We start from the raw sequence: 26,080 nt of genomic DNA on the forward strand, positions 1-26,080 counted from the left end.
GCCCGCTAGATGGCGCCTATCTTGTCACCACCCGCTGAAACAATTTGCGGCAGTGCAAAAAAACCGCGCCTCGACATAGGCCGACGATCCGCCCAGAATGAATGCAGTTACGCCGTGTCTACCTCCAACAGATCCCCCTCCTCGCCTTCCAGTTCCCCGGAATTTTCCGGGGCGGTGCTGCTGTGCCTGCTGGCAATGATGAATCACGTCGCCCTGACCGGGGGACGGATCACTGTTTCGCTGACCGCGCTGCAGATGGGCCTGTCGACCTTCAAGGTCGGCACGCTGGTGGCTGTATTCGCCGTGCTGCCGATGCTGTTCTCGGTCCGCGCCGGACGTTGGGTCGACCGGGTGGGCATCGTGCGTCCCCTCGTCATCGGGACGTCATTGGTGGCGATCGGCACCGCATTGCCCTTTATCTCGCAAACCCAGACCGCGCTTCTCATTGCCTCCTGCTGTATCGGCATCGGGTTCATGCTGCACCAGGTCGCCACCCAAGATTTGCTGGGCCATGCCGAGCCCACTCAACGGCTGCGCAATTTTTCGTTCATGTCGCTGGCGCTTGCCGGATCGGGTTTTTCCGGGCCGCTGATCGCCGGCCTGGCGATCGACCATCTGGGCACGCGCACGGCCTTCGGCCTGCTGGCCCTGGGCCCCATCCTGTCCGGGATCGGGCTGTACGCGATGCGGCACCAATTGAAGGCGGTGGATTCGCAACTCGCAGGGGCGAAGGAAGCACAGCGCCGCCGGGTAACGGAATTGCTGGCCGTGCCCGCGTTGCGCCGCATCCTGATGGTCAACACCATCCTGTCCGGCGCCTGGGACACCCATTTGTTCGTCGTGCCCATCTTTGGCGTCGCCATCGGCCTGTCGGCCACCACCATCGGCGTCATTCTTGCCTCCTTCGCGGCGGCAACGTTCGTCATCCGCCTGGTATTGCCGCTGATCATGCGCCGTGTGCGGTCCTGGACGCTGGTGCGGGTGGCCATGGCGACGGCCGCCATCGATTTCATGCTTTACCCGCTGTTCACCGACGTTACCGTCCTGATCGTGCTGTCGTTCATCCTGGGCCTTGCCTTGGGGTGCTGCCAACCGAGTATGCTATCTCTGCTGCACCAGCATTCGCCGCCAGGCCGCGCCGCCGAAGCCGTCGGCCTGCGGATGGCGCTGATCAACGGGTCACAGGTTTCCCTGCCGTTGACCTTCGGCGCGCTGGGTGCGGTAATTGGCGTCGCCCCGTTGTTCTGGGCGTATTCGCTGGCCCTGATGGCGGGCGGATGGGCCAACCGCAATCCCCCGCTCGAGTCTGACCGGAACCCGTAGTCGTGAACATGCAGTCCTCTCCTCCCGCCGCCGGCATCGCCGGCGCCAGCCTGCCCTTTCGCCTCTGGACGCCAGAGGAAAGGCAGGCCTCGCTGGACCAGGCCCTGCAGCATTGGCAATCCGGCGAAGACGTCTGGGTATATGGGTACGGATCCCTGATCTGGCGCCCCGATTTCGATTTCATGGAACGCCGCCTGGCGACCTTGCGCGGGCACCACCGGGCGCTGTGCCTGTGGTCGCGCGTGAACCGCGGCACGCCGGAATGCCCGGGTCTTGTCTTCGGGCTGGACCGCGGAGGTTCCTGCCGGGGCGTCGTCTACCGCCTGGCCGGCGACCAGGTGCCCACCTATTTCCCCGCTCTCTGGGAACGCGAGATGTCCACGGGGGCCTATCTGCCCCGCTGGATAAACTGCGCGACCGACGCCGGCCCCGTCCGCGCGCTGGTCTTCATCATGAACCGGGACAATCCGGCCTACATCCGCGCCCTGCCCGATGCCGAACTGCTGGCCATCGTGCGCCGGGCCGCCGGCCGCTACGGCCCCTGCACCGACTACGTGGTCCAGACGGCCCAGGCGCTGCGCGCCGCGGGCATCCATGACGCCCGTCTGGACGCCATTGCCCGCCGGCTGGAACTGGACGGGCGGCCGCTGCCGGAAGGCAGCTGACAGCTCCCCCGCCCGGCCACGGGCGCCAAACATGCCTGAGACCTGCGCGGGGTCAATAAGGGAGGGATGCCCCAAGCGGTATAAACTCCCTGTTATCAACGCTGAATCCCACGCCTCATGTCCGTCTCAGATCTGCGTCAAAGCTACGAAAAGAACGTCCTGCTGGAAAGCCAGGCCGCCGCATCCCCGTTCCAGCAGTTTTCCCGCTGGTTCGACGAAGCGCTGGCCGCCAAGGTGCCGGAACCCAACGCCATGACGCTCGCCACGGTGAACGCCGACGGCCAGCCCAGCGCCCGCATCGTCCTGATCAAGGGCTTTGACGAGCACGGCTTCACGTTCTTCACCAACTATGAATCCCGCAAGGGCCAGGATCTGCTGGCCGAGCCGCGCGCCTGCCTGCTGTTTTTCTGGCAGCCGTTGGAACGCCAGGTGCGGATCGAGGGCGTGGTGGAAAAAGTCGCCGCCGAAGAGTCGGATGCGTACTACCACAGCCGGCCCGCCGGTTCGCGCATCGGCGCCTGGGCTTCGCGCCAAAGCCAGCCCATCACCCGTGAAGAGCTGGAAGCCCGCGAGCAGGAATTCCGCGAACGTTTCGGCGAACAGCCGCCGCGCCCGCCGCACTGGGGCGGTTACCGCCTGAAGCCCACCGCTTTCGAGTTCTGGCAAGGCAGGCCCTCGCGCCTGCACGACCGCCTGCGCTATGTCGCCGACGGCACGGCCTGGAATATCGAACGCCTGTCGCCTTGATGCCGGGCGCCCCGCGCGCCCGCCCGACTTAACGATTGCATGCCCGCCTCCTCCCCCGATTTTGACGCTTCCTTCTTCCGTACCGCGCTGGGCCGCTATGCCACGGGCGTAACGGTCGTCACTGCCGCCGGCCTTGATGGCGCCCCCATCGGGCTGACGGTCAGCTCCTTCAACTCCGTGTCGCTGAACCCGCCGCTGATCCTCTGGAGCCTGTCGCGCGGTTCATCCTCGCTGGAGGCGTTCGAGCGGTGCGAACGCTATGTGGTCAACGTGCTGAGCGCCGAGCAGATTGCGCTGGCGCGGCGTTTCGCCACGGGCAAGACGCCTGACCGCTACGCCGGCCTGACCGTGCACCATGCGCCCGGCGGCACTCCGATGCTGGACGGCCACTGCGCCGCCTGGTTCGAATGCCGCAACCGCAGCCGCTACGAAGAAGGCGACCACATCATCATGGTGGGCGAAGTCGAACGCTGCGGCCACAGCAGCGAACCGCCGCTCGTCTTCCATGCCGGCGGCTTCGACCTGACCCCGGCGGGTTCCCGGTCCGAAAGGAAAGCCCCATGAGCGTGGATGTCGATTGCGTCGTCATCGGCGCAGGGGTGGTCGGCCTGGCGATTGCCCGCGCGCTGGCCCAGTCCGGCCGCGAAGTGCTGGTGGCCGAAGCCACGGAAGCCATCGGCACCGGGACCAGCTCGCGCAATTCCGAAGTCATCCACGCCGGCATCTATTACCCCGCCGGCAGCCTCAAGGCCCGCCTGTGCGTGCGCGGCAAGCATCTGCTGTACGCGTACTGCGCCGAACGCGCCATCCCGCACAAGCGGCTGGGCAAGCTCATCGTGGCCACCGACCGCGAACAGGCCGCCCAGCTGGAAGGCATCGCGCAGCGCGCCCGCGCTAACGGCGTGGACGACCTGCAATACATTTCCGGCGAAGACGCCATGCGCCTGGAGCCCGCGCTGCAATGCACGGCCGCACTGGTGTCGCCGTCGACCGGCATCGTGGACAGCCACGCGCTGATGCTGTCGTTCCAGGGCGATGCCGAGAACGCCGGCGCCCAATGCGTGTTCCACACGCCGCTGGTGTCCGGCCGCGTCCGTCCCGAAGGCGGGTTCGACCTGCAATTCGGCGGCGATGAAGCCATGACCCTGACCTGCAACGTGCTGATCAATTCGGCCGGCTTGCAGGCGCCGGCGCTGGCCCGCCGCATCGACGGCGTGCCGCCCGCCAGCATCCCCACCGATTACCTGTGCAAAGGCAGCTATTTCACGCTGTCCGGCCGCGCCCCGTTCTCGCGCCTGATCTACCCCGTGCCGCAGCACGCCGGCCTGGGCGTGCACCTGACGCTGGACATGGGCGGCCAGGCCAAATTCGGCCCCGACACCGAATGGGTCGGCACCGAAGACTACACGCTGGACCCGGCCCGCGCCGACGTGTTCTACGAAGCAGTGCGCAGCTACTGGCCCGCCCTGCCCGACAATGCGCTGGCACCCGGGTACACGGGCATCCGGCCCAAGATCTCCGGGCCGCACGAACCCGCCGCCGACTTCGTCATCGCCGGCCCCGCCGTGCATGGCGTGCCCGGCCTGGTGAACCTGTTCGGCATCGAATCCCCCGGGCTGACCTCCAGCCTGGCCCTGGCGGAAGAAACCCTGGCGCGCCTGGCCGCCTGATTCCGCCCCATTCCCCTTCTTACCTCGGCCTATTTCCGCACCATGCAGCACAACGACTACATCCTGACCCTGTCCTGCCCCGATCGCACCGGCATCGTCTACCGCGTCAGCGGCCTGTTGTTCGAATTGGGTTGCAACATCCTGGATTCGCAGCAATTCGGCGACGAGGAAACGGGCCAGTTCTTCCTGCGCGTGCACTTCGACCTGCCCACCGCCGTGGCCACCGACGACCTGCGCGGCCGCCTGGCCACGCTGTCCAGCGAATACGGCATGGACCTGAAGCTGCACGATGCGCGCCGCAAGGAACGCCTGCTGATCATGGTCAGCAAGCAGGGCCACTGCCTGAACGACCTGCTGTTCCGCGTGCATAGCGGACATTTGCACGCCGAAGTGGCCGCGATCGTGTCGAACCACAACGACTACGCCAGCCTGGCCGCGTCCTACAACATCCCGTTCCACTACCTGCCCGTCACGGCGGACACCAAGGCGGAACAGGAAAAGCAGGTGCTGCAGATCGTGGAGCAGTCAAACACCGACCTGGTGGTGCTGGCCCGCTACATGCAGATCCTGTCGGCGGACATGTGCCGCGCGCTGAACGGCCGCGCCATCAACATCCACCACAGCTTCCTGCCCAGCTTCAAGGGCGCCCGCCCGTATCACCAGGCGCATGCGCGCGGCGTGAAGATCATCGGCGCGACCGCTCACTACGTGACCTCCGACCTGGACGAAGGCCCGATCATCGATCAGGACATCGAACGCGTGGACCACACGATGACCGCCCAGGACCTGACCCAGGTCGGCAGCGACATCGAATCCCTGGTGCTGTCGCGCGCCGTGCGCAGCCACGTCGAACACCGCATCCTGCTGAACCGCAACAAGACCGTCGTGTTCCGCTAAGCCTCAGCCAGCCGCGGCGGGCGGATACTGGCGCGCCACCAGCGCCACCGCCTTCTGCTGCAGCGGTGAACGCGCCTGGGCCGGCCAGATCACCTGGCTGACCGACCGGGCCTCGTGCCCGAAGGCGATGAAGCGCGTTCCCGCCAGGCCGCTGCGCGACAGGCAGGCTGGCACGATCGACACCCCCAGCCCTTGCGACACCAGCGACGCCACGCTCAGCCAGTGGCGCACCTCGTGCCGGATCACCGGCATGAACCCCGACGCCACGCACATCGACAGCACCGTCTCGTAATAGCTGGGCGACGCGGCGCGCGCGAAGAAGACGAAATCGTCGCCTGCCAGTTCCGCCAGTTGCAGCGACGCGCGGTCGGCCAGCGGGTGCGAGTCCGGCAGGCACACGACAAAAGGTTCGGCCATCACATCGCGGGCGTGGACCTCGTCCGGCACCGGATTGGCGTGGATGAAGCCCAGGTCCTGCTCGCCGCGCCGGACGGCTTCGATCTGCTCATAGGAGTTCAGCTCGGTCAGCACGTGCTCCACGTCAGGCAGCTCGGCCCGCATGGCGTTGAGCAGCGCGGGCAGGCCGCGATACAGCATGGACCCCACAAAGCCGATGCGCAGCCGGCCGCGCAGGCCCGCGTCGACCCGTTGCACCAGCGTACGTACCTCTTCGGCCTGGCGCAGCAAGGTCAACGCCTCGCGGTACAGCACCTGGCCGGCATCGGTCAGCTCTACGTGGCGGCTGGTGCGGGCCAACAGGCGCGCGCCCACGTTGTCTTCCAGCTGGCGGATGGCGTAACTGAGTGGCGGCTGCGAAATGTGCAGGCGCGTGGCGGCGCGGCTGAAATGGCGCTCTTCGGCCACCGCGATGAAGTAGCGCAACAGGCGCGGATCCAGGTCCATCGTCCCCTCCTAATCTATATTTTTTATGGATTGTTCTACACGAAAACGGTATTTGCATAGATTAATCGACCCGCGCAACATCGGCCATCTTCCCCGTTTTCCGCAGGATGCCGCCATGGATACTCCCAAGACCGCCGCCCCGACCGCCGCCGCCCCCGTCGCCACGCCCGTTCCGGACTCCCGCGGCCTGAACCTCTTCAACGCGGACCCCTATGCGGCGGCCCTCAGCCAGCGCTACCTGCCGCCCGCGCTGCATGCCCACCTGCTGCCCCACCTGGAACGGCTGGGCGGCCTGGCCGGCGGCGTCATGGACGAATTGGCGGCCACGGCGGACAAGCATCCCCCCACCCTGTCCGTGCGCAGCCGCGCCGGCACCGACGAATCCCGCGTCGACAAGCATCCGGCCTACGTCGAACTTGAACGCCTGGCCTACAGCGAATTCGGCCTGGCGGCACTCTCGCACCGCGGCGGCGTGCTGGGCTGGCCCGAGCCCATGCCGGCTGCCGCCAAGTACGCGCTGAGCCACTTGTTCGTGCAGGCGGAATTCGGCCTGTGCTGCCCGGTCAGCATGACGGATTCGCTGGCGCGCACGCTGCGCAAGTTCGGCGCCCCCGCGCTGGTCGAGCGCGTGCTGCCGCAGGTCACCTCCCAGGACTTCGACACCTTGCGCCAGGGCGCCATGTTCATGACCGAACAGGGCGCGGGCTCGGACGTCAGCGCCACCGAAGTCACGGCCGAGGCCCAGGACGACGGCACGTGGCGCATCCACGGCGACAAATGGTTCTGCTCGAACCCCGACGCCGGCTTTGCGATGGTGCTGGCCCGCAGCGAGCCGCAGCCCGGTTTGAAGGGCGTGTCGCTCTTCCTGCTGCCGCGCGACCTGGCCGACGGCAGCCACAACCACTACCGAATCCTGCGCCTGAAAGACAAGCTGGGCACGCGTTCCATGGCCAGCGGTGAAATCCGGCTGGAGGGCGCGGTCGCCTGGTTGGTGGGCGAACGCGGCCGCGGCTTCAAGCACATGGCCGACATGATCAACAACTCGCGCCTGTCCAACGGCATGCGCGCGGCCGGCCTGATGCGCCGCGCGGTCACCGAAGCCGTCTACGTGTCGCAGAACCGCCGCGCCTTCGGCAAGCGCCTGATCGACATGCCGCTGATGCAGCGCCAACTGGTCAAAATGACGGTTTGGGCCGAGCAGGCGCGCAGCGTCATGTTCCAGACGGCCCGCGCGCTGGCCGACGCGGACCACGGCGCGGCCGATCCCGCGCTGGCCCGCATCCTGACGCCCCTGATCAAATTCCGCGCCTGCCGCGACGCCCGCAAGGTAACGGGCGACGCGATGGAAGTGCGCGGCGGCTGCGGCTACATCGAAGAATGGACCGAACCGCGCCTGGTGCGCGACGCCCATCTGGGCTCCATCTGGGAAGGCACCAGCAACATCGTCGCGCTGGACGTGCTGCGCGCCATCAAGAAAGAAAATTCGCTGCCCGCGCTGCGCGCCCACATCGAGCGCCTGCTGGCTGACGGCGCGCCCTGCCCGCCCGCCCTGGCCGAGGCGCAGGCGCACGCTCTCGAACAGACCTTCGCGCTGGCCGAGTATGCCGCCCAGGGCGACCATGCCGAACTGGCCCGCCAGGCGGCATCGTTGCTGTACCACGCGGTGTCGATGGCTGCGCTGCGCTGGGAAGCCACCAGTGCCGGCCTGGAAAGCCGCGCGCAATTGGCCGACCAGGTGCTGCTGCACCGCCTGGCGCCCCGCGATCCCTATGCCATCCCCCCCAACGAAAGCGCGGCGTGCCAGGCCATCCTGCATTACGCGCTGTAAACCGACGCCGGCGGCACAGCCGGCGCGCCCCTCAGGAGACACCACCATGAAACGCCTTCTTGCCCCTCTGATGCTGGCGGCGGCCACCGCCGTGGCCCCGTCCGCACCCGCCTTGGCCGCGGACGCCTTCCCCACGGCCCGCCCCATCACGCTGATCGTGCCCTTCCCGCCCGGCGGCCCCACTGACGCCATGGCGCGTCGGCTGGCCGAGAAACTGCGCGAACCTCTCAAGCAGAACGTCATCGTCGAAAACCGCAGCGGCGCGGGCGGCAACATCGGATCGGAATACGTAGCCTCGGCCAAGCCCGACGGCTACACGCTGCTGTTCGGCACGTCCGGCCCGCTGGCCATCAATGTCAGCCTGTACAAGAAGCAGGGCTACAACCCCGAAACCAGCTTCGCGCCCATCATCCGCCTGGGCCATCTGCCCAACATCCTGGTCGTGAACCCGTCGGTGCCGGCCAACAACGCGCAAGAGCTCATCGCCTACGCCAAGAAGAATCCGGACAAGCTCAGCTACGCCTCGTCCGGCAATGGCGCCTCGTCGCACCTGGCCGGCATCCTGTTCAACAAGATGGCCGGCACGCAGATCATGCATATCCCCTACAAGGGCACGGGCCCGGCGTTGAACGACCTGCTGGGCGGGCAGGTATCCATGTCGTTCACCGACATCCTGACCGCGCTGCCTTACATCAAGGCGGGCAAGCTGCGCGCCATCGGCCTGGCCAGCGCCCAGCGCTCGGAAGCCCTGCCCGACCTGCCTACCTTGTCCGAACAGGGCCTCAAGGGCTATGACGTCAGCGTCTTCTTCGGCATCGTCGCCCCCAAGGACACGCCGGCCGACGTGGTGAACACGTTGAACCAGGCGTTCAAGACTGCGCTGGCGGACCCGTCCATCAAGCAGACCCTGCATTCGCAGGGCATCGTCGAAGCGCAGGACCAGACCCCGCAAGGCCTGGCGGCGTTCATCACCACCGAAGTCCCCAAGTGGCGCGAGCTCATCACCAGCGCCAACGTTTCCATCGACTGAAGCTGACTCCCCATGGCTCCCACCCTACCGAATGCCGGCGCGCTTGCCGGTTGCAAGGTGATCGACCTGTCCCGCGTGCTGGGCGGTCCCTATTGCACGCAGATCCTGGCCGACCACGGCGCCGACGTCCTGAAGATCGAGCCGCCCGGCGGCGATGAAACCCGGGGCTGGGGCCCGCCCTTCCTGGGCGACACCGCGTCCTACTTCATCGGCGTGAATCGCAACAAGGAAGGCATGACGCTGGACCTGTCGCAGGCGGCCGGCCAGGAGTTGCTGCGCCACCTGCTGGCCGACGCCGATGTGCTGGTCGAAAACTTCAAGCCCGGCACGCTGGAGAAGTGGGGCTTGGGTTTCGATACCCTGAGCCAGGCCTTTCCCAAGCTGATCCATTGCCGCGTCAGCGGCTTCGGATCGGATGGCCCGTTGGGGGGGCTGCCGGGCTACGACGCGTGCGCACAAGCCATGTGCGGGCTGATGAGCGTGAACGGCGAAGCGGACGGCGACGCCACCCGCGTCGGCCTGCCGGTCGTAGATATGGTGACCGGCCTGAACGCGGCTGTCGCCATTCTGCTTGCCCTGAATGAACGGACGCGCAGCGGCCTGGGCCAGTTCCTGGACATCACGCTGTACGACTGCGCGCTGTCGCTGCTGCATCCGCATGCGGCCAATTACTTCTACAGCGGCAAGGTGCCCCGCCGCAGCGGCAACGCGCATCCGAACATCGCGCCATACGAAACGCTGCCCACCGCCAGCGGCCCGATCTTCCTGGCGATCGGCAACAACCGGCAGTTCGCATTGCTGGCGCAGGTGCTGGAGGCGCCGGGCCTGGCGACGGACCCGCGCTATGCCGCCAATGCCGACCGCCTGCAGCACCGCCAAGCCCTGCGCGACGAGCTGTCCGCCTTGCTGGCGGGACAGGACGCTGCCGCGTTGGCCGATCGCCTGCTGCGCGCCGGCGTACCGGCTGCCGCCGTGCAAACGGTGGACCAGGCCCTGGCGCATCCGCACACGCGCCACCGCGGCATGGTGCTGGAACAGGGCGACTACCAAGGCGTGGGTTCGCCGATCAAACTGTCGCGTACGCCCGCCACGCTGCGCAAGCTGCCGCCTGCGCTGGCGCCACAGACCGACGCCCAATAAGACGGCCGCCATCGCGATCACGTAGGATGGGTGAAGCGCGAGAGCACCGCCCTACGAACTGATGCGCCAAGCGCGCGCAACCCATCAAGCTGCATGGCAAGCAATGGCTGGATCAGCCACGGCACCAACGCTGCTTGATGGGTTGCGCGCGTTTGGCGTCAGTGTGCGTGCGTACGTCTTCTCGCGCTTCACCCATCCTACGTCCACATTTTCAACGAATGCCAACAACTAAGACATTTCGTTGCACCGATGTTGCATCGAAAGGCCACCGGCCGCCGTAGACTTTTCGGGTCGCCTCGCGTTGCCGGGCAGCACCTCCCCCAAATTCGAAGAAAGAGGAGAAGGACCATGGCCACGAATGAAACGAAAGAACACGCCCCGCTCAAGCGGGTGATGGGCCCCAAACTATTATTGCTATTCATCGTCGGCGACATCCTGGGCACAGGCGTCTATGCGCTGACCGGACAGGTGGCCGCCGAAGTCGGCGGCGCGGCCTGGCTGCCGTTCCTGGTGGCGTTTGCGGTGGCCTTGCTGACCGCGCTGTCCTATCTGGAACTCGTCACCAAGTATCCCAAGGCCGCCGGTGCGGCGCTCTATGTGCACAAGGCGTTCGGCGTGCACTTTCTGACCTTCATCGTCTGCTTCACCGTCATGTGTTCGGGGCTGACGTCCGCGGCCACCGCGTCGCAGGCATTTGCCGCCAACCTGTTCGCCGCCTTCGGTATCAAGGCGGACAAGACCTGGATCACGTTCGGCGCGCTGGGCTTCATGCTGCTGGTGATGCTGGTGAACCTGCGCGGCGCGGCCGAAAGCGTCAAAGCCAACGTGGTGCTGACCTTGATCGAACTGTCGGGCCTGTTGATGGTGATCCTGCTGGGCTTCTATGCCATTGCCGGCGGGCAAGCGGACTTTTCGCGCGTGATCGCGTTCGACACGCCCGAGGACAAAAGCGTATTCCTGGCGGTGACCTCCGCCACGGCGCTCGCCTTCTTCGCAATGGTCGGCTTCGAGGATTCGGTCAACATGGCCGAAGAGACCCATAATCCCAGCCGCATCTTTCCCAAGGTAATGCTGACCGGGCTGGGCATCACCGCCGTGATCTATGTGCTGGTGTCCATCTGCGCGGTGGCGCTGGTGCCGGTGGGTGAACTGGCCAAGAGCTCGACGCCGCTGGTGCTGGTGGTCAAGCGCGCCGCCCCCGGCCTGCCGGTGGAATACATCATGCCCGTCATCTCGATGTTCGCCGTGGCGAACTCCGCGCTGATCAACATGATGATGGCCAGCCGCCTGCTTTACGGCATGTCGCGCCAGGGTGTGCTGCCAGCCTTCCTGGCGCACGTGCACCGCAAGAACCAGACGCCGTGGACGGCCATCCTGTTCACCACCGTGCTGGCGCTGGGGCTGATCATCCTGGTGGCGCTGGCGGATTCCGAAGCCATCCGCGCGCTGGGGGGCACCACCGCGTTGCTGCTGCTGGGCGTGTTCGCCTTCGTCAACGTCGCGGTGCTGGTCCTGCGCCGCGACAAGGTCAAGCATGAACACTTCAGCATCAACCGCATCATTCCCTGGCTGGGCGCGGCGGCGTGCCTGTTCCTGGTCACGCCGCTGACCGGGCGCGACGTCATCCAGTATCAGGTGGCGGGCTGGTTGCTGCTGCTGGGCGTCGTGATGTGGGGCGTGACCTATCTGGCGCACCGCAAGGAAGCGCGCATGCAACTGGACCCGTCCACGCTGGAGTAGGTCAGCGCCACAGGCAGGACGGGCGCCGGGGTTAGCCCCCGGCGGCCAGCCCTTCCCGCCGCGGGTCCACGCCGCCTTGCAGGCCGTTGCCGTCGATGACGATGCCGTGGATGCCGCTGGGGAACTCGGTGATGCGCACCGGGTGCCCCATGCGTTCAAGGGCAGGCGCCAGCGCTTCCAGCGCGGTGCCCTTCTCCAGCTCGGTTTCCTTGTTGCGGCTGCCCATGTTCGGCAGGGAAATCGCGGACTGGATATCCAGCCCCCAATCCAGCACGCCCACGATCGTCTTGGCCACGTAATTGATGATGGCGCTGCCGCCGGGCGAGCCCACCAGCATGACGGGCTTGCCGTCGCGCAGGATGATGATCGGCGCCATGGCGCTGCGTGGGCGCTTGCCCGGTTCAATGCGGTTGGCGATCAAGCGCCCCTCCGGGTCCTTGAACGACGATGAAAAATCCGTCATCTCGTTGTTCAGCAAGAAGCCGCGTACGAAGATCTTGCTGCCGAACTCGCTTTCGATCGTGGTCGTCATGGACAACGCATTGCCTTGCGCGTCCACCGCCACCAGATGGCTCGTGGATGGCAACTCCAACGCGTTGTCGCGGCCGAGCGTCAGCAGCTTTCCTTCGGGGTCGCCGGGCAGCGCCACCTTCATGCTGCGGTCGGGCTGGATCAACGCGCCGCGGGCGCGCAGATAGGCCGGGTCCAGCATGGCGCGCACGGGCACATGAACGAAATCCGGATCCGCCACATAGAAGTCGCGGTCCGCGAATGCCAGGCGCCCGGCTTCGGAAAAATAATGCACGGCCTCGACGGAGCCGGGCGCGAAGCTGGCCATCGGAAACTGTTCCAGCTCGCCCAGCATCTGCAGCACGGCGATCGGGCCGCTGCTAGGCGGTGCCATGCCGCACAGTCGGTAGCCGCGATAAGCGCCGCATACCGGGTCGCGCGTCTTGGCGCGGTAGCCGGCCAGGTCAGCCAAGCTGAGGTCGCCCGGCGTGGCGTGCCCGTGCACCGCAGCCACGATATCGCGGGCGATGTCGCCCTGGTAGAACGCATCCGCGCCCTGCTGGGCCACGGCGCGCAACGTGGCCGCGAATTCGGGATTCTTCAGTACATGCCCCACCGGCCACGGCGCGCCGTCAGGCGCATAGAAATACGCCGCGGCAGCCGCCTGCTTGGGCAAAGCCTTGTTGCCGGCCAATAGCGCATGCAAGCGGGGCGACACCGCAAAGCCCTGCTCGGCCAGCCCAATCGCGGGCTGGAACAGGTCGGCCCAAGGCAGCACGCCCGCTTCCTCGTGGGCCAGTTCCAGGCCGCGCAGCAACCCGGGCACGCCTACGGACATGCCGTTGTTGACGGCTTGCGCAAAGGGCAGCGGCTTGCCCTGCGCATCCAGAAAGCGGTCCGGGCGTGCGGCCGCGGGCGCGGTCTCGCGGCTGTCCACCGTCTGGATGCGCCCGGTCTTGGCCGAATACAGCACCATGAATGCGCCGCCGCCGATACCGGAAGATTGCGGTTCCACCAGATTCAGCACGAGTTGGGTTGCGATGGCGGCGTCCACCACGCTGCCGCCCCGGCGCAGCATTGCTTCGCCCGCCTGGGTCGCCAGCGGGTTGGCCGAGACCATCATGTAATGCGGCGCGCGCACCAGTTCGCGCGCCTGCGTGCCGCTGGCGGCTTCGGGATTGCGGTCTTCGGCCGCCTGCGGAGTGCGCGCCCACACGGCGGGCGCAGCCGCCATGGCGGCGGCAAGCAGGAAGGCGGCGGCGTGGCGGCAGGCGCGCATGATCTGGCTCCGGGATAACGCCGGCGTTCCGGCAGGCGTCCATCATAGTCAAGGCACCCGCCGCTGTCGCCCCACGGCGGGCCGCGCACCGGAAATGGCTGCCCCACGCCTTCCGACATAGAATCCCGGTTCCGGTCCTTCTTCCCCCATCGTGCCATGCGCCTGCGCCACATCGAGATTTTCGAAGCGATCCGCCGTACCGGATCCCTGACCGAGGCCGCCGCCACGCTGCATATCTCGCAACCCGCCGCCAGCAAGCTGCTGGCGCACGCCGAGGCCCAACTGGGCTTCAAGCTGTTCGAACGCGTCAAGGGCCGGCTGGTCGCCACGCACGAGGCCGACATCCTGACGCCCGAAGTCGCGCGCCTCTCGCAAGACTTGAACAGCGTGCGCCGTCTGGCCGCGAATCTGCGCGACCGGCCCAACGGCCACTTGCGCCTGGGATGCGCGCCCGCGCTGGGCCTGGGACTATTGCCGGGCGTGGTGCGCGACAGCCGTGACGCACAGCCCGGCATCACCTTCGATATCCACACGCATCACAGCGCCGAACTCGTGCAGGGGCTGCTGACCCGCGAACTGGATCTAGCCGTCACCTTCGACACCAACGACTATCCCGGCCTGACGCGCATGGGCCTGGGCCATACCGAACTGGTGCACCTGAGCCGCACGGCCGGCTCGGGCCCGATACGGCTGCCGGAGCTGACGACGCCGTCGGGCGGCACGCTCATCGTGCTGGACGCCAGCGATGCCTCGGGCGCCTTGCTGCAGATGGCGCTGGACGCGCAGGGCCTGGACCCGCAAGTCGCCATCCAGGTGCAGACGCATTACGTGGCCTGCGCGCTGGTCGATGCGGGTTGCGGCGACGCCATCGTCGACGCCATCACGGCGCAGGCAATGCTGCGGCCCGGCATGCACCTGCGCCGGCTGGAGCCCGCGTTGCGCGTGCCGATCAGCATCATGGTGCGCAACCAGGACCCCTTGTCATCCCTGCACCGCGACCTGATCGAACGCTTGCGCGCCGCGTGCGCCGAACGCATCGCCGCGCTGGACTTGCCGGCCTGAATTGCGAGCCTGAATTGCGGACCCTGCGCCAAAAGAAAACGGGCGCCCGAAGGCGCCCGTTTTGCCGTGCAAGCCGGGGCGGGCCAAAGCCTGCCCCCGCGCGCAGCATCAGTCCAGCTTGATGTTCTGCTTCTTCACGACGTCTTGAGCCCAGTCGAACTGCTCTTTGATCTCTTTGGCGAACTCTTCCGGCGTGTTGCCCGACGGTGCCGAGCCCTGGTCGTCCAGCGCCTTGATGACCTTCGGGTCCTTCAGGGCCACGACAGCGGCGTCACGCAGCTTGTTCACGACGTCCATCGGGGTGCCCTTGGGCGCCAGCAGGCCGTACCAGACGGGCTGGTTCAGCACGGGGTAGCCGGCTTGCTTGAAGGTCGGCACGCCCTTGACGGCAGCAATTTCCTCGGGCCATGCGATGGCCATGGCGTGCAGCTTGCCCGCCTGGATCTGCGGCATCGACGACGGCAGGTTGTCGAACAGGATTTCGATCTGGCCGCCGACGGCATCCGCCACGGCCGGGCCCGAACCCTTGTACGGCACGTGCACGATATCGGTGCCCGTGGCCATCTTGAACGACTCGCCCATCAAGTGCAGCACGCCGCACGTGCCCGAGCTGCCGTAGGAATACTTGCCCGGGTTCTTCTTCAGCTCTTCGACGAAGCCCTTGAAGTCCTTGGCCGGGAACTTCGGATTCACCGCGACCACGTTGGCCGTATTGGCGAAGTTGGTGACGGGCTGGAAGTCCTTGATCGGATCGTACGGCAGGTCCTTCGGACGGCAAGCCGGGTTCACGGCCATCGTCGAAACGGTGGCGATGGACAGCGTGTAGCCGTCGGCATCCGCGCGCGCGGCTTCCGCAGCGCCAATGGCGCCGCCTGCGCCGCCCTTGTTTTCCACAACCATCGGTTGGCCAAGTTCCTGGCTCATGCGCTGCGTCACCAGACGCGCAATGATGTCGGTGGAACCGCCGGGCGCGAACGGAACGATCACGCGGATGGGCTTGCTGGGGTACTTGTCGGCGGCGTGCGCGACGGAGGCGCCAAGCGTGCCGGCAGCGCCAGTAGCCAAAGCGATAGCCACGGCCAGGGAGCGAACTTTATTCATAGGTGTGTTTCCTCCAAGATTGCGAGCCCGTATGTAAACGGCCCGTTTTGTGATGTGCCCGCCTGTAGGCGGACCAGCAGTTAACGGTGGGGGCGCTTTGCGTGTGTGCTGCGTGTTTCGCGCTGCTTTTATGGATTGCTTGTGGCACACGCGCCCGCCAGAATGACGGAGAATAGCAGCAAATGCTTACACACGCATAGCGTGCGGATCTGCAACCAGCGCCCTCAGAAAATGCCTTTCCGGCCAAGGCAAAATCTTCTGGTTTTCCCTTATTTCATGCGGTTTACGCGGGCTTGGCGGGCCCGCGCCATCTCATGAAAAAATGGCCGCCCGAAGGCGGCCATTCTCACGCTTGGGCAAAGCCGATCAGGACGGCTTGTGCGCGTTGGTCATGGAGCCCGGCACGACCCATTCGGCGAACTGCGCCTCGGTCACATAACCCAGCGCCAGCGCGGATTCCTTCAGCGACAGCCCTTCCTTGTGCGCCTTCTTGGCGATCTGCGCGGCCTTGTCATAGCCGATGTGCGGATTCAAGGCCGTCACCAGCATCAGCGAACGGTCCACCAGCTCGGCGATGCGCTCGTGGTTGGGCTCGATGCCCGCGGCGCAGTGCTCGTTGAAGCTGGCCATGCCGTCGGTCAGCAGGCGCACGGATTGCAGGAAGTTGTGGATCACCAGCGGCTTGAACACGTTCAGTTCGAAGTTGCCGCTGGCGCCGCCGATGTTGATGGCCACGTCATTGCCCAGCACCTGCGCGGCCAGCATCGTGATGGCTTCGCACTGCGTCGGGTTGACCTTGCCCGGCATGATCGAGCTGCCCGGTTCGTTTTCGGGGATGCTGATTTCGCCCAGGCCGGAACGCGGGCCGCTGGACAGCCAGCGCACGTCATTGGCGATCTTCATCAGGCCGGCGGCCAGCGCCTTCAGCGCGCCGTGCGCGAACAGCAGCGCTTCGTGCGAGGCCAGCGCCTGGAACTTGTTGGGCGCCGACACGAAGGCCGTGCCGGTGGCATGCGCCAGGTCTGCGGACACTTTGACGCTGAATTGCGGATGCGCGTTCAGGCCGGTGCCCACGGCGGTGCCGCCGATGGCCAACTGGTGCAGGCCGGGCAACGTTGCCCGGATCTGCTGCTCGGCCAGGTCAAGCTGCGCGACGTAGCCCGAGAGTTCCTGGCCCAGCGTCAGCGGGGTCGCATCCTGCAGGTGGGTGCGGCCGATCTTCACGATGTCGTAGAACTCGGCGCTTTTCTCGGCAAAGGTCGCGCGCAGCTTCTTCAGCGTCGGCAGCAGGTGGTGCTCGACCTCGACGGCGGCGGCCACGTGCATGGCGGTCGGAAAGGTGTCGTTGGACGATTGGCCGCGGTTGACGTGGTCGTTCGGGTGCACCTTGCGCTCTTCGCCGCGCACGCCGCCCAGCAGCTCCGAGGCGCGGTTGGCCAGCACCTCGTTCATGTTCATGTTGCTTTGCGTGCCCGACCCCGTCTGCCAGACGGACAGCGGAAACTCGTTGGGCCATTTGCCGTCGATGACTTCGTCGGCGGCGCGGATGATGCCGTCGGCGATCTTCGGATCCAGCTCACCCAGTTCGGCGTTGACCTTGGCGGCCGCGCGCTTCAGGCGGGCCATGGCGTTGACCAGGGGAACAGGCATCTTCTCGGTCGAAATCGCGAAAAAATGCAGCGAACGTTGCGTTTGGGCGCCCCAGAGGTGATCCTCGGGGACTTCGATGGGCCCAAACGTGTCTTTTTCGATGCGGGTCTTCATGGCGCGTACAACTCCGTGGCGACGTAAGTCGCGGCCGGCGGCACCCGCCAAGCGCGACATTATTGAGAATAGCAATCACTTATTAGGTTAGCAGAAACCCGCATTCCTATAATTGCAGGAATCCGTGTTCCCTCCACCGTTTTTTACCACTCGCCCAGCGCCATGTCCGCCCCTCTTTGCAGCCTGACCTTGCACCTGCCCGACGAAGCCGCCACGGAATCGCTGGCGCGGCAGCTTGCCCCCTTGATTTCCGGAGGCAAAACCGGCCCGGCAGGCGCTTGTATCCACCTTCAAGGTGACCTCGGAGCAGGAAAAACGGCCTTCACCAGGGCATTGTTGCGGGAATGCGGCATCACTGGCCGAATCAAAAGTCCAAGCTACGCGCTGCTTGAATCCTATAAAGTTTCTAACTTATACTTCTATCATCTTGATTTTTATAGATTTAGTGATTCGCGTGAATGGTTGGACGCAGGATTCCGGGATTTACTGCGTGACGATGCGGTCGTTTTGATCGAATGGCCGGAGCGGGCCGAGGGTCTTTTGCCCCCGCCCGACCTGCTGATTTCCCTGGCTTATGCCGGCGAGGGACGTGACGCCACCCTGACCGCGAACACCGCTCGAGGACAAACATGGTTGAACGCGATTGTCCCCCCGCCAAAGACGGCGCCCTTCCCTCGGCAGGCGCCACCCGGCGCCGCCTGATCAGCGTCGCGGCCACGCTGCTCGTCCTGCCGGTTCTGCCGCGCTTGGCGCAAGCCGCGACGATCCTGGCCGTCCGTACCTGGCCGGCAGACGAATACACCCGGGTCACCCTCGAACTCGACAGCGAGCTCAAGGCCGAACAGTTCACGCTTGAAAACCCCCACCGCCTGGTGGTGGACATCGAAGGGCTGACCATCAGCGCGGCCCTGAACGACCTGGTCTCGAAGGTCCGCCCGGACGACCCCTATATCCAGAGCCTGCGCGTGGCGCAGAACCGCCCGAACGTCGTGCGGCTGGTGTTCGACTTGAAGCAGCCCGTGGCGCCCCAGGTGTTCACGCTCAAGCCCGTGGCTGACTACCAGTACCGGCTGGTGCTGGATCTGTACCCCAAGATCGCCCAGGACCCCCTGGTGGCGATTCTGAACAAGGGAGGCGCCGACGCGGACGACCCGCTGGCGCGCATCCTGGAAGACATCCAGCGCAATCCGGCAACCCGCGCCGATCCGCCCGAACCGCCCCGCGTGAAGGGCCAGCAGCCGGCCCCGCCGCTGCCCACGGCGCCCAAGCCGCCCCCCGCCACCGCCGGCCGCGGCAAGCAGCGCATGTTGACCATCGCGCTGGATCCGGGCCACGGTGGCGAAGATCCTGGCGCCATCGGCAGCAGCGGCTTGCGCGAAAAAGACGTGGTGCTGCGCATCGCCCGGCGCCTGAAAGCGCTGATCGACAGCCAACCTTTCATGCGCGCCTACCTGACGCGCGACGACGACTACTTCGTACCGCTGCATGTGCGCGTGCAGAAGGCCCGCCGCGTGCACGCGGACCTGTTCATCTCGATCCATGCGGACGCCTGGGTCAAGCCGTCTGCCAATGGCTCGTCGGTGTTCGCGTTGTCGCAGCGCGGCGCCACCAGCGCTCAAGCGCGCTGGATGGCCGACAAGGAAAACGCGGCCGACCTGATCGGCGGCGTCAACCTGGGCAGCCACGACCGCCAGGTGGCCAAGGTGCTGCTGGACCTGTCCACCACCGCGCAGATCAATGATTCGCTCAAGGTCGGCAACGCCTTCCTGGACGAGATCAAGAAGATCAACCGCCTGCACAAGAACAGCGTCGAGCAGGCCGGCTTTGCCGTGCTGAAGGCCCCGGACATTCCGTCCGTGCTGGTCGAAACCGCATTCATCAGTAACCCCCAGGAAGAAGCCCTGCTGCGCAGCAACGCGCACCAGGACAAGCTGGCCCAAGCCATGATGACCGGCATCCAGCGCTACTTCACCGCCAACCCGCCGCTGGCGCGGCTGGGCGACGTCAGCTGATCACGCTGGCGTAAAAAAAGGCGATGCGTTCTGGACGCATCGCCTTTTTTTCTTTTGGAAAGCCGTCGTGCGGCCCTGTGTGCTTGATGGGTTGCGCGCGCTGCCGGCCGGCGCTCTGGGCGACGGCCTCGCGCGCTACACCCATCCTACGAGCGGCGGGATTTGATCAGCTTGAATATGCCGGCGCCGACGACCGGCACGATCGCCGCGGCCAGGCCCAGCAGCACGATGGTGTTCAGGTGTTCACGCACCAGCGGGATGTTGCCGAAGAAATAGCCTGCGGCGACCAGGCTCACGACCCAGAGCAGCGCGCCCAGGACGTTGAACAGCTGGAAACGCGACATCGACATGTCGGCCACGCCCGCCACGAAGGGTGCGAACGTGCGCACGACAGGGATGAAGCGCGACATGACGATCGTCTTGCCGCCATGCTTTTCGTAGAACGCATGCGTGCGCATCAGCGCGCCCCGGTCCAGGAACCGCAGGTTCATCGAAAATACGCGTGGCCCGATATAGCGGCCGATCATGTAGTTCAGCGTATTGCCGGAGATCGCCGCGACGATCAGCAGCACCCCCATCATGACGGGATCAATATGCCCCGTGGCGCCGAACGCGCCGGCAATGAACAGCAGGGAATCGCCAGGCAGGAAGGGCAGGACGACCAGCCCCGTTTCCGCAAACACAATCAAGAACAGCACCAGGTACACCCACACGCCGTATTGCGCGACCCAGACGCCCAGCGTCTTGTCGATGTGGAGCACCATATTGAAAAATTCAAGCATTCAGCAGCCCGGAAGTCGGTAGAGGGTTAATCCCCAGCGACTATAGCCCACCCGGCCATGGCGCTAAAATCATCCACATAGCCCCACCAGACCTGAGCCTAATGACCGAACGCCGTTCCATTCTTGCGCTTCCCGACCTGCTCATCAGCCAGATCGCCGCTGGCGAAGTGATCGAGCGCCCCGCCTCCGTGCTCAAGGAAATTCTTGAGAACGCGATCGACGCGGGCGGCCGCGCCATTGAAGTGCGCCTGGAAGGCGGCGGCATCCGCCGGATTGCCGTCACGGACGACGGCGGCGGCATCCCGCCCGAGGAATTGCCCCTTGCCCTGGCGCGCCACGCCACCAGCAAGATCCGCTCGCTGAACGAACTGGAATCCGTGGCGTCGATGGGGTTCCGCGGCGAAGCGCTGGCATCGATCGCCTCGGTTGCCCAGGTCACCATCATTTCCCGCACCCGCGACGGCGAGCATGCCTGGCAGATCGACGCCGGCAGCATGCAGGTCAGCCCCGCGTCGGGGCCGCCCGGCACCACCGTGGACGTGCGCCAGCTGTTCGACGCGGTTCCGGCGCGGCGCAAGTTCCTGCGCTCTGAGGCCACCGAATTCGGCCACTGCGTCGACGCGATGGAGCGCATCGCGCTGGCGCACCCGCAGATCGCGTTCCGCCTGTTCCATCACGACCGCGCGCAACGCCAATGGCTGCCGGCGGAACCGCCGCAGCGCATCCGCGACGTGCTGGGCGCTGAATTCGCCGAACACGGACTGCTGTTGTCGCATTCGGTCGGCACCGTCAGCCTGGCCGGCATGATCACCCGCCCGACGGCCGCGCGCGCCCGCGCCGATCGCCAGTACCTGTACGTGAACGGCCGCTATGTGCGCGACCGCACCGTCAGCCATGCGCTGCGCGCCGCCTACGCGGACGTGCTGCATGGCGACCGCCAGCCGGCCTACGTGCTGTTCCTGGACATCGACCCCGCCGCCGTGGACGTGAACGTGCACCCGGCCAAACACGAGGTCCGCTTCCGCGACAGCGGCGCCGTGCACCGCTTCGTGTCGCACGCCGTCGGCCAGACCTTGGCACAGACGGGTGGCTCATCGGCCGTCACGCCCGCCGCGCAGCAAAGCGACGCGGAAGACGGCGGTTTCGAAACCGTCGCGCAGGGCTCCACGCCCGCGCCTTCCCTCGCGCCGCAAAGCGCCCCCGCCGGCAGCCCCGCTCCAATGGCGGACACGCCCCGGCCGGGTTATTCCGGCGGCAATCCGGGCAGCCATTCTGCCGGCAGCGCAGGCAGCAGCGCCACCTACGGCCTGCGCCCGTCCCCGGCCCCGCAACGCGCCCACACGCAGGTGCCGTTCCGCCTGCATGCAGAACCCGCCGGCATTCCGGCCGCGGACTGGCAGTCGCTGTACCGCCCGCTGTCCGACGACACAGCGGCGACCGTTACGCCGGTGAGCGAGCCCAGCTCCGCCCCCCGCCTGCCTGCCGACGAGGAGCACCCGCTGGGCATGGCGCTTGCGCAACTGCACGGCATCTACATCCTGGCCCAGAACCGCCGCGGCATGGTGCTGGTGGACATGCACGCCGCCCATGAGCGCGTGGTGTACGAACAGCTGAAACAGGCGCTGGACGCCCGCAGCCTGCCCCGCCAGGACCTGCTGGTGCCAGTGGTGTTCCACGCCCAGGAAAAGGACGTGGCCACGGTCGAGGAATTCGAAGAGCAACTGGCCGACCTGGGCTTCGAGATGCGCCCGTCGGGTCCCACGTCGATCGCCGTGCGCTCCGTGCCGGCCATCCTGGCGCGCGGCGACATCGAGACGCTGGCCCGCGCCGTGCTGCGCGACCTGGGCGCCGTGGGCGTCTCGCGCCTGTTGACCGAACAGCGCAACGAACTGCTGTCCACCATGGCCTGCCACGGCTCGGTGCGCGCCAACCGCAAGCTGACCATCGAAGAGATGAACGGCCTGCTGCGCCAGATGGAAACGACCGAACGCGCCGACCAGTGCAACCACGGACGCCCGACCTGGGTGCAGTGGTCGGTGTCGGACCTGGACAAGCTCTTTCTGCGCGGACAATAGGTTTGTCGTCGATCCCCTCTCCCGACACGCTGCCCGTCATCTGCCTGGCCGGCCCCACCGCCGCCGGCAAGAGCGCCTCGACGCTGGCCCTGGCCGAACGCTGGCCGATGGAGATCGTCAACGTCGATTCGGCCACGATCTACCGCGGCATGGATATCGGCACGGCCAAACCCTCACGGGAAGAACAGGCCCGCGTGCCGCAGCACCTGCTGGACATCCTGGACCCGGCGCAGTCGTATTCGGCCGCCGAGTTCCGCGCCGACGCGCTGCGCCTGATTGCCGAGATCCGCGCGCGGGGACGCATTCCGCTGCTGGCCGGCGGCACGATGATGTACTACAAGGCGCTGCGCGACGGGCTGGACGACCTGCCGCAGGCCGACCCGGCCCTGCGCGCCGAACTGGAAGCCCGCGCAGCCGCGCAGGGCTGGCCCGCGCTGCATGCCGAACTTGCACGGCTGGACCCCGTCACGGCGGCGCGCCTGGCGCCCAACGACAGCCAGCGTATCCAGCGGGCGCTGGAGATCTGCCAACTGACCGGGCAGCCCATGTCCGCCCTGCTGCAGCGCGACCAGCGCAAGCCGGACGACAACGCCAACCAGTACCTGACCATCAGTCTTGAACCTTCCGACCGCAGTGCGCTGCATGCGCGGATCGAGCAGCGCTTTGACGCCATGCTGGCCAACGGCTTGCTGGACGAAGTGCGCGGCCTGCGCGCGCGGCCCGATCTGCATCCCGGCCTGCCGTCCGTGCGCTGCGTGGGGTATCGCCAGATGTGGGCGCACCTGGACGGCGAGATCGACCTGGACACCGCGCGCGAACAAGGCATCGCCGCCACGCGCCAGTTGGCCAAGCGCCAGATCACCTGGCTGCGTGCCCAACCCGAACGCGTCATCGTCGACTGCCTGGCGGCGGATGCCGTGCCCCAGACCATCGACGCGGTGGCGATGGCCCTGGCGGCCAAGCCCTAACGCGCGGCTGGCCGCGCGTTGTCCGGCGCCTCGGCCAGCGCCTCGCGCAGCGCGTCGATCACGGCGCGCAATCGCGCCGTCATGCGCCTTGTGGCCGGCCACAAGGCATGCACGGGCAATCCTTCGGCCTCGTACGCGGACAACACCGGGGCCAGCTCGCCGGCGCGTAACGCATCGTGGACCAGCCACGCCGGCAACTGCGCCAGTCCATGGCCCGCCTTGGCCGCCGCCACCACGGCCTCCAGATGCCCCAACCGAAGCCTGGCCTGCACGCGGACATAACGCACGCTGCCGGCGCTGGCCTGAAACCGCCACGGTTCCGCGTGGTCGTTGCGCAGCATGCCGATGCAGGCATGCCCGGCCAGATCTTCTGGCGTCGCGGGCGCGCCCCGCTCTGCCAGATACGCCGGCGCGGCGCACACCACCAGCCGCTGGCGGCCCAGGCGGTGCGCCGCCAGCGTGGGGCTGTTGTCCAGATCGCCGATCCGCACGGCCAGGTCCACGCCCTCCTCGGCAAAATCCACCGGCCGGTTCGAGAACACGGCATCGATTTCCAGCGCGGGATGCCGTGCCGCCAGCGCCAGCAACACGGGCATGACGCGGTCGCGGCCGAACAGCACGGGCAACGCAATCCGCAGGCGCCCCGACGGCACCAGCCGCCGCTCGGCCAGCGCGGACTCGGCCCGTTCCAATTCTTCCAGCGCCCGCACGCAACTGTCATGAAACGCCAGCCCTTCGTCGGTCAGCGACAGGCTGCGCGTGGTGCGGTGAAACAGGCGCGCGTCCAGCCGTTGCTCCAACCGGGCGATCGCCTTGCCCACGGTGGACGAAGACAGCCCCAGCTGCCGGGCCGCGGCGCTGAAACTGCCGGCCTGCGCAGCTTGGACGAAGGCGCGGATGCCATTGAAGCGTTCATTGGAAATCATGGCGGTGCCGTCCAATTAGCGAATTATTGTCGCGAATAAACCGAATAAATAGCGTCACTACGGATACACCGGCGACTATACAGTGCCGGAATGCCTGCTACAGACACCACTTCCCCCACCCACCCCGCCGCCGCGGCCCCCGCGCGTGGCCGCTGGCTCGCCCTGGCCGGCGTCGCCATTGCCAGCTTCCTGGGCTGCATCGACTTCACGATCGTCAACACCGCCATCCCCGCCATTCAGCAAGACCTGGGCGCCAGCATCGAGGCATCGCAGTGGATCGTGACCGCCTTTGTGATGGCGCTGTCCACCTTCATGGTCGCGGCGGGCCGGGTGGCGGACCTGCACGGCCGTCGCCGCGCCCTGTATGCCGGCATGCTGCTGTTCGGCGCGGCGTCTTTGGGCGCGGGGCTGGCTGCCCATATCGGCATGCTGATCGCCTGGCGACTGGTGCAAGGCGTCGCCTGTGCGGCGCTCTATACCGCCTCCACCGCGATCGTCGCGCATGCTTTTCCCGAAAGCGAACGCGGCCGCGCCATCGGCCTGTTGTTCGGCGCGAACGGCCTGGGCCTGGCTATCGGCCCGGTCGCGGGTGGCCTGCTGGTGGACGCCCTGGGCTGGCGCTGGATATTTCTGCTGAACGTGCCACTGGTCGCGCTGGCCTTTGCGCTCTGCCTGGGCCGGGTGCAGGAATCCCGCGGCGCGCAGCAGGGCGAAACCCTGGACGTCGCCGGCCTGCTGCTGTTCCTGCTGGCGCTGCCTTGCCTGCTGCTGGCGGTGGTACACGGCGCGGACTGGGGATGGACGTCGGCCCGCACGCTGGGCCTGGCCGCCGCCGGCATCGGACTCTTCGCCGTGCTGGTGGGCGTCTCGCGCGGCAAGGCCTCGCCCCTGATCCGCTTTGACCTGTTTGCGAACCTGCGCTTCATTGGCGCCAGCGCCGCCACGTTTTCACTCGCGTTTTTCTATTGCACCGCCTTTTTCCTGATGCCCTTGTACCTGGGTTTGATCCGCCATCAGGACGCCGGCACCATCGGCATCTCGCTGCTGCCGACAACCGTCGTCATGGCGCTGGTGTCCCCGCTGGCGGGCAGGCTCGCGGACCGTCGCGGCGCCATGCCGCTTCTGCTGGCGGGTTTCGGCTTCCTGGCAACTTCAGCGCTGCTGCAGACGCATTTCGCTGCGGACACCCGCTGGCAGGTCATGCTGGCGGCATTCGTCTGCATGGGCGTGGGCTGGGGCGCCATTCTGGGTCCGTCCACGATGGCCGCGCTGGGCTCGGTGCAGGAACGGCTGGCCGGTGTGGCGATGGGCGCGTCGTGGACGCTGCATAACGTGGGCGGCGCATTAGGGCTGGCAGCGGCCACCTCGCTGTATCGCGCGGTGGCGGGCCCTGCGCTGCAAGCCGCATCGGGACTGGACGCCGCACAGTCGATGGCGCTGGCGTCCGATCCCCTGAACGCGCTGCACACGCTGACGCAACACGGGGTCGCCCCGGCCGGCGCCACGGCCTGGATCGCGCAATCTTTCCTGGCAGGATATGAGGCGGCGATGTGGCTGCTGGCGGGCGTCTGCGCCGGCGCATGCCTCATGCTGGCGTTTTCCGCCCGCCGCGCGCGCAGCCGCTGAGGCAAATCCCGGCGCGCATAAAAAATCCGCCC

General features: G+C 66.8%; 22 protein-coding genes. 16 read left to right on the forward strand and 6 right to left on the reverse strand.

Annotated features, from left to right (window positions below):
- Positions 1 to 114 precede the first annotated feature (114 nt).
- The 6 genes from AC27VE_RS01455 to purU all read left to right on the forward strand — a co-directional run bounded on the left by AC27VE_RS01455 (position 115) and on the right by purU (position 5,302).
- Complete coding sequence (locus tag AC27VE_RS01455; protein ID WP_085946962.1) at positions 115 to 1,323, forward strand: MFS transporter; 1,209 nt, start codon at positions 115 to 117, stop codon at positions 1,321 to 1,323.
- Positions 1,324 to 1,325: 2 nt separating this feature from the next.
- Entirely contained in the window at positions 1,326 to 1,988 is a 663-nt protein-coding gene (locus tag AC27VE_RS01460) for a gamma-glutamylcyclotransferase (RefSeq protein ID WP_035213776.1), read from the forward strand.
- Between the two features lie 117 nt (positions 1,989 to 2,105).
- Positions 2,106 to 2,735: a pyridoxamine 5'-phosphate oxidase gene (pdxH, locus tag AC27VE_RS01465; protein ID WP_088587712.1), complete on the forward strand. Its 630-nt coding sequence runs from the start codon at positions 2,106 to 2,108 to the stop codon at positions 2,733 to 2,735.
- 39 nt (positions 2,736 to 2,774) lie between these two features.
- A complete protein-coding gene (locus tag AC27VE_RS01470; protein ID WP_006226386.1) occupies positions 2,775 to 3,299 on the forward strand; it encodes a flavin reductase family protein in 525 nt (174 codons plus the stop codon).
- On the forward strand, positions 3,296 to 4,405 hold the full coding sequence (locus AC27VE_RS01475) for an NAD(P)/FAD-dependent oxidoreductase (RefSeq protein WP_088587711.1): 1,110 nt from the start codon (positions 3,296 to 3,298) through the stop codon (positions 4,403 to 4,405). The genes AC27VE_RS01470 and AC27VE_RS01475 overlap by 4 nt, the downstream gene beginning before the upstream one ends.
- 42 nt (positions 4,406 to 4,447) lie before the next feature.
- Positions 4,448 to 5,302: a formyltetrahydrofolate deformylase gene (gene purU, locus AC27VE_RS01480; protein ID WP_488702869.1), complete on the forward strand. Its 855-nt coding sequence runs from the start codon at positions 4,448 to 4,450 to the stop codon at positions 5,300 to 5,302.
- Positions 5,303 to 5,305: 3 nt separating this feature from the next.
- On the opposite strand, the gene AC27VE_RS01485 is transcribed toward purU, so the two are convergent.
- Complete coding sequence (locus AC27VE_RS01485; RefSeq protein WP_280028928.1) at positions 5,306 to 6,205, reverse strand: LysR family transcriptional regulator; 900 nt, start codon at positions 6,203 to 6,205, stop codon at positions 5,306 to 5,308.
- A 115-nt stretch (positions 6,206 to 6,320) separates the two neighbouring features.
- On the opposite strand from AC27VE_RS01485, the gene AC27VE_RS01490 reads away from it, so the two are divergent.
- From AC27VE_RS01490 to AC27VE_RS01505, 4 genes are all read left to right on the forward strand, one after another.
- Positions 6,321 to 8,033: an acyl-CoA dehydrogenase family protein gene (locus AC27VE_RS01490; protein ID WP_488702870.1), complete on the forward strand. Its 1,713-nt coding sequence runs from the start codon at positions 6,321 to 6,323 to the stop codon at positions 8,031 to 8,033.
- Positions 8,034 to 8,079: 46 nt separating this feature from the next.
- The gene (locus AC27VE_RS01495) at positions 8,080 to 9,063 is read left to right on the forward strand and encodes a Bug family tripartite tricarboxylate transporter substrate binding protein (protein WP_488702871.1); all 984 of its coding nucleotides are present in this window, start codon (positions 8,080 to 8,082) and stop codon (positions 9,061 to 9,063) included.
- A gap of 12 nt (positions 9,064 to 9,075) precedes the next feature.
- Positions 9,076 to 10,203 carry a CaiB/BaiF CoA transferase family protein gene (locus AC27VE_RS01500; RefSeq protein ID WP_488702872.1) on the forward strand — a complete coding sequence of 376 codons (1,128 nt, stop codon included), beginning with the start codon at positions 9,076 to 9,078 and terminating at the stop codon, positions 10,201 to 10,203.
- 348 nt (positions 10,204 to 10,551) lie between these two features.
- Entirely contained in the window at positions 10,552 to 11,943 is a 1,392-nt protein-coding gene (locus AC27VE_RS01505) for an APC family permease (protein ID WP_488702873.1), read from the forward strand.
- 31 nt (positions 11,944 to 11,974) lie between these two features.
- Here AC27VE_RS01505 and ggt read toward each other — a convergent pair whose 3' ends face one another.
- Positions 11,975 to 13,732 carry a gamma-glutamyltransferase gene (gene ggt, locus AC27VE_RS01510; RefSeq protein ID WP_488702874.1) on the reverse strand — a complete coding sequence of 586 codons (1,758 nt, stop codon included), beginning with the start codon at positions 13,730 to 13,732 and terminating at the stop codon, positions 11,975 to 11,977.
- Between the two features lie 156 nt (positions 13,733 to 13,888).
- On the opposite strand from ggt, the gene AC27VE_RS01515 reads away from it, so the two are divergent.
- Positions 13,889 to 14,794, forward strand: a complete 906-nt coding sequence (locus AC27VE_RS01515; protein ID WP_006226377.1) for a LysR family transcriptional regulator — start codon at positions 13,889 to 13,891, stop codon at positions 14,792 to 14,794.
- A gap of 108 nt (positions 14,795 to 14,902) precedes the next feature.
- On the opposite strand, the gene AC27VE_RS01520 is transcribed toward AC27VE_RS01515, so the two are convergent.
- Together AC27VE_RS01520 and fumC are read right to left on the reverse strand one after the other, a co-directional pair.
- Entirely contained in the window at positions 14,903 to 15,895 is a 993-nt protein-coding gene (locus AC27VE_RS01520; protein WP_280028939.1) for a tripartite tricarboxylate transporter substrate binding protein BugE, read from the reverse strand.
- A gap of 366 nt (positions 15,896 to 16,261) precedes the next feature.
- Positions 16,262 to 17,659, reverse strand: a complete 1,398-nt coding sequence (gene fumC / locus AC27VE_RS01525; RefSeq protein WP_427957639.1) for a class II fumarate hydratase — start codon at positions 17,657 to 17,659, stop codon at positions 16,262 to 16,264.
- A 162-nt stretch (positions 17,660 to 17,821) separates the two neighbouring features.
- On the opposite strand from fumC, the gene tsaE reads away from it, so the two are divergent.
- Together tsaE and AC27VE_RS01535 are read left to right on the forward strand one after the other, a co-directional pair.
- Positions 17,822 to 18,361, forward strand: coding sequence for a tRNA (adenosine(37)-N6)-threonylcarbamoyltransferase complex ATPase subunit type 1 TsaE (gene tsaE / locus AC27VE_RS01530; protein WP_088587704.1), 540 nt, complete (start codon positions 17,822 to 17,824; stop codon positions 18,359 to 18,361).
- Positions 18,289 to 19,671, forward strand: a complete 1,383-nt coding sequence (locus tag AC27VE_RS01535) for an N-acetylmuramoyl-L-alanine amidase (protein WP_315138184.1) — start codon at positions 18,289 to 18,291, stop codon at positions 19,669 to 19,671. Before tsaE ends, AC27VE_RS01535 begins: the two co-directional genes overlap by 73 nt.
- A 146-nt stretch (positions 19,672 to 19,817) precedes the next feature.
- Here the strand turns inward: AC27VE_RS01535 and AC27VE_RS01540 are convergent, their stop codons facing one another.
- Positions 19,818 to 20,453 (reverse strand): VTT domain-containing protein, encoded by a 636-nt coding sequence (locus AC27VE_RS01540; RefSeq protein ID WP_006226371.1) that lies wholly within the window; start codon positions 20,451 to 20,453, stop codon positions 19,818 to 19,820.
- Positions 20,454 to 20,554: 101 nt separating this feature from the next.
- On the opposite strand from AC27VE_RS01540, the gene mutL reads away from it, so the two are divergent.
- Positions 20,555 to 22,528: a DNA mismatch repair endonuclease MutL gene (mutL, locus tag AC27VE_RS01545; protein WP_488702875.1), complete on the forward strand. Its 1,974-nt coding sequence runs from the start codon at positions 20,555 to 20,557 to the stop codon at positions 22,526 to 22,528.
- A 2-nt stretch (positions 22,529 to 22,530) separates the two neighbouring features.
- Positions 22,531 to 23,496, forward strand: coding sequence for a tRNA (adenosine(37)-N6)-dimethylallyltransferase MiaA (gene miaA, locus AC27VE_RS01550; RefSeq protein WP_488702876.1), 966 nt, complete (start codon positions 22,531 to 22,533; stop codon positions 23,494 to 23,496).
- Here the strand turns inward: miaA and AC27VE_RS01555 are convergent.
- Positions 23,493 to 24,422, reverse strand: coding sequence for a LysR family transcriptional regulator (locus tag AC27VE_RS01555; protein WP_488702877.1), 930 nt, complete (start codon positions 24,420 to 24,422; stop codon positions 23,493 to 23,495). The genes miaA and AC27VE_RS01555 overlap by 4 nt on opposite strands.
- A 90-nt stretch (positions 24,423 to 24,512) precedes the next feature.
- Between AC27VE_RS01555 and AC27VE_RS01560 the strand changes: the two genes are divergently transcribed.
- Positions 24,513 to 26,048, forward strand: coding sequence for an MFS transporter (locus tag AC27VE_RS01560; protein WP_488702878.1), 1,536 nt, complete (start codon positions 24,513 to 24,515; stop codon positions 26,046 to 26,048).
- The last annotated feature ends 32 nt before the right edge of the window (positions 26,049 to 26,080 follow it).

This window comes from Achromobacter sp. 18P8.1.1 (assembly GCF_057799415.1).

What these genes read in the sequence shown, in the direction of transcription:
- pdxH (WP_088587712.1), top strand. Translation starts at nt 2,106, where the DNA reads ATGTCCGTCTCAGATCTGCGTCAAAGCTACGAAAAGAACGTCCTGCTG.
- AC27VE_RS01470 (WP_006226386.1), top strand. Translation starts at nt 2,775, where the DNA reads ATGCCCGCCTCCTCCCCCGATTTTGACGCTTCCTTCTTCCGTACCGCG.
- AC27VE_RS01475 (WP_088587711.1), top strand. Translation starts at nt 3,296, where the DNA reads ATGAGCGTGGATGTCGATTGCGTCGTCATCGGCGCAGGGGTGGTCGGC.
- purU (WP_488702869.1), top strand. Translation starts at nt 4,448, where the DNA reads ATGCAGCACAACGACTACATCCTGACCCTGTCCTGCCCCGATCGCACC.
- AC27VE_RS01485 (WP_280028928.1), bottom strand. Translation starts at nt 6,205, where the DNA reads ATGGACCTGGATCCGCGCCTGTTGCGCTACTTCATCGCGGTGGCCGAA.
- AC27VE_RS01490 (WP_488702870.1), top strand. Translation starts at nt 6,321, where the DNA reads ATGGATACTCCCAAGACCGCCGCCCCGACCGCCGCCGCCCCCGTCGCC.
- AC27VE_RS01495 (WP_488702871.1), top strand. Translation starts at nt 8,080, where the DNA reads ATGAAACGCCTTCTTGCCCCTCTGATGCTGGCGGCGGCCACCGCCGTG.
- AC27VE_RS01500 (WP_488702872.1), top strand. Translation starts at nt 9,076, where the DNA reads ATGGCTCCCACCCTACCGAATGCCGGCGCGCTTGCCGGTTGCAAGGTG.
- AC27VE_RS01505 (WP_488702873.1), top strand. Translation starts at nt 10,552, where the DNA reads ATGGCCACGAATGAAACGAAAGAACACGCCCCGCTCAAGCGGGTGATG.
- ggt (WP_488702874.1), bottom strand. Translation starts at nt 13,732, where the DNA reads ATGCGCGCCTGCCGCCACGCCGCCGCCTTCCTGCTTGCCGCCGCCATG.
- AC27VE_RS01515 (WP_006226377.1), top strand. Translation starts at nt 13,889, where the DNA reads ATGCGCCTGCGCCACATCGAGATTTTCGAAGCGATCCGCCGTACCGGA.
- AC27VE_RS01520 (WP_280028939.1), bottom strand. Translation starts at nt 15,895, where the DNA reads ATGAATAAAGTTCGCTCCCTGGCCGTGGCTATCGCTTTGGCTACTGGC.
- fumC (WP_427957639.1), bottom strand. Translation starts at nt 17,659, where the DNA reads ATGAAGACCCGCATCGAAAAAGACACGTTTGGGCCCATCGAAGTCCCC.
- tsaE (WP_088587704.1), top strand. Translation starts at nt 17,822, where the DNA reads ATGTCCGCCCCTCTTTGCAGCCTGACCTTGCACCTGCCCGACGAAGCC.
- AC27VE_RS01535 (WP_315138184.1), top strand. Translation starts at nt 18,289, where the DNA reads ATGGTTGAACGCGATTGTCCCCCCGCCAAAGACGGCGCCCTTCCCTCG.
- AC27VE_RS01540 (WP_006226371.1), bottom strand. Translation starts at nt 20,453, where the DNA reads ATGCTTGAATTTTTCAATATGGTGCTCCACATCGACAAGACGCTGGGC.
- mutL (WP_488702875.1), top strand. Translation starts at nt 20,555, where the DNA reads ATGACCGAACGCCGTTCCATTCTTGCGCTTCCCGACCTGCTCATCAGC.
- AC27VE_RS01555 (WP_488702877.1), bottom strand. Translation starts at nt 24,422, where the DNA reads ATGATTTCCAATGAACGCTTCAATGGCATCCGCGCCTTCGTCCAAGCT.
- AC27VE_RS01560 (WP_488702878.1), top strand. Translation starts at nt 24,513, where the DNA reads ATGCCTGCTACAGACACCACTTCCCCCACCCACCCCGCCGCCGCGGCC.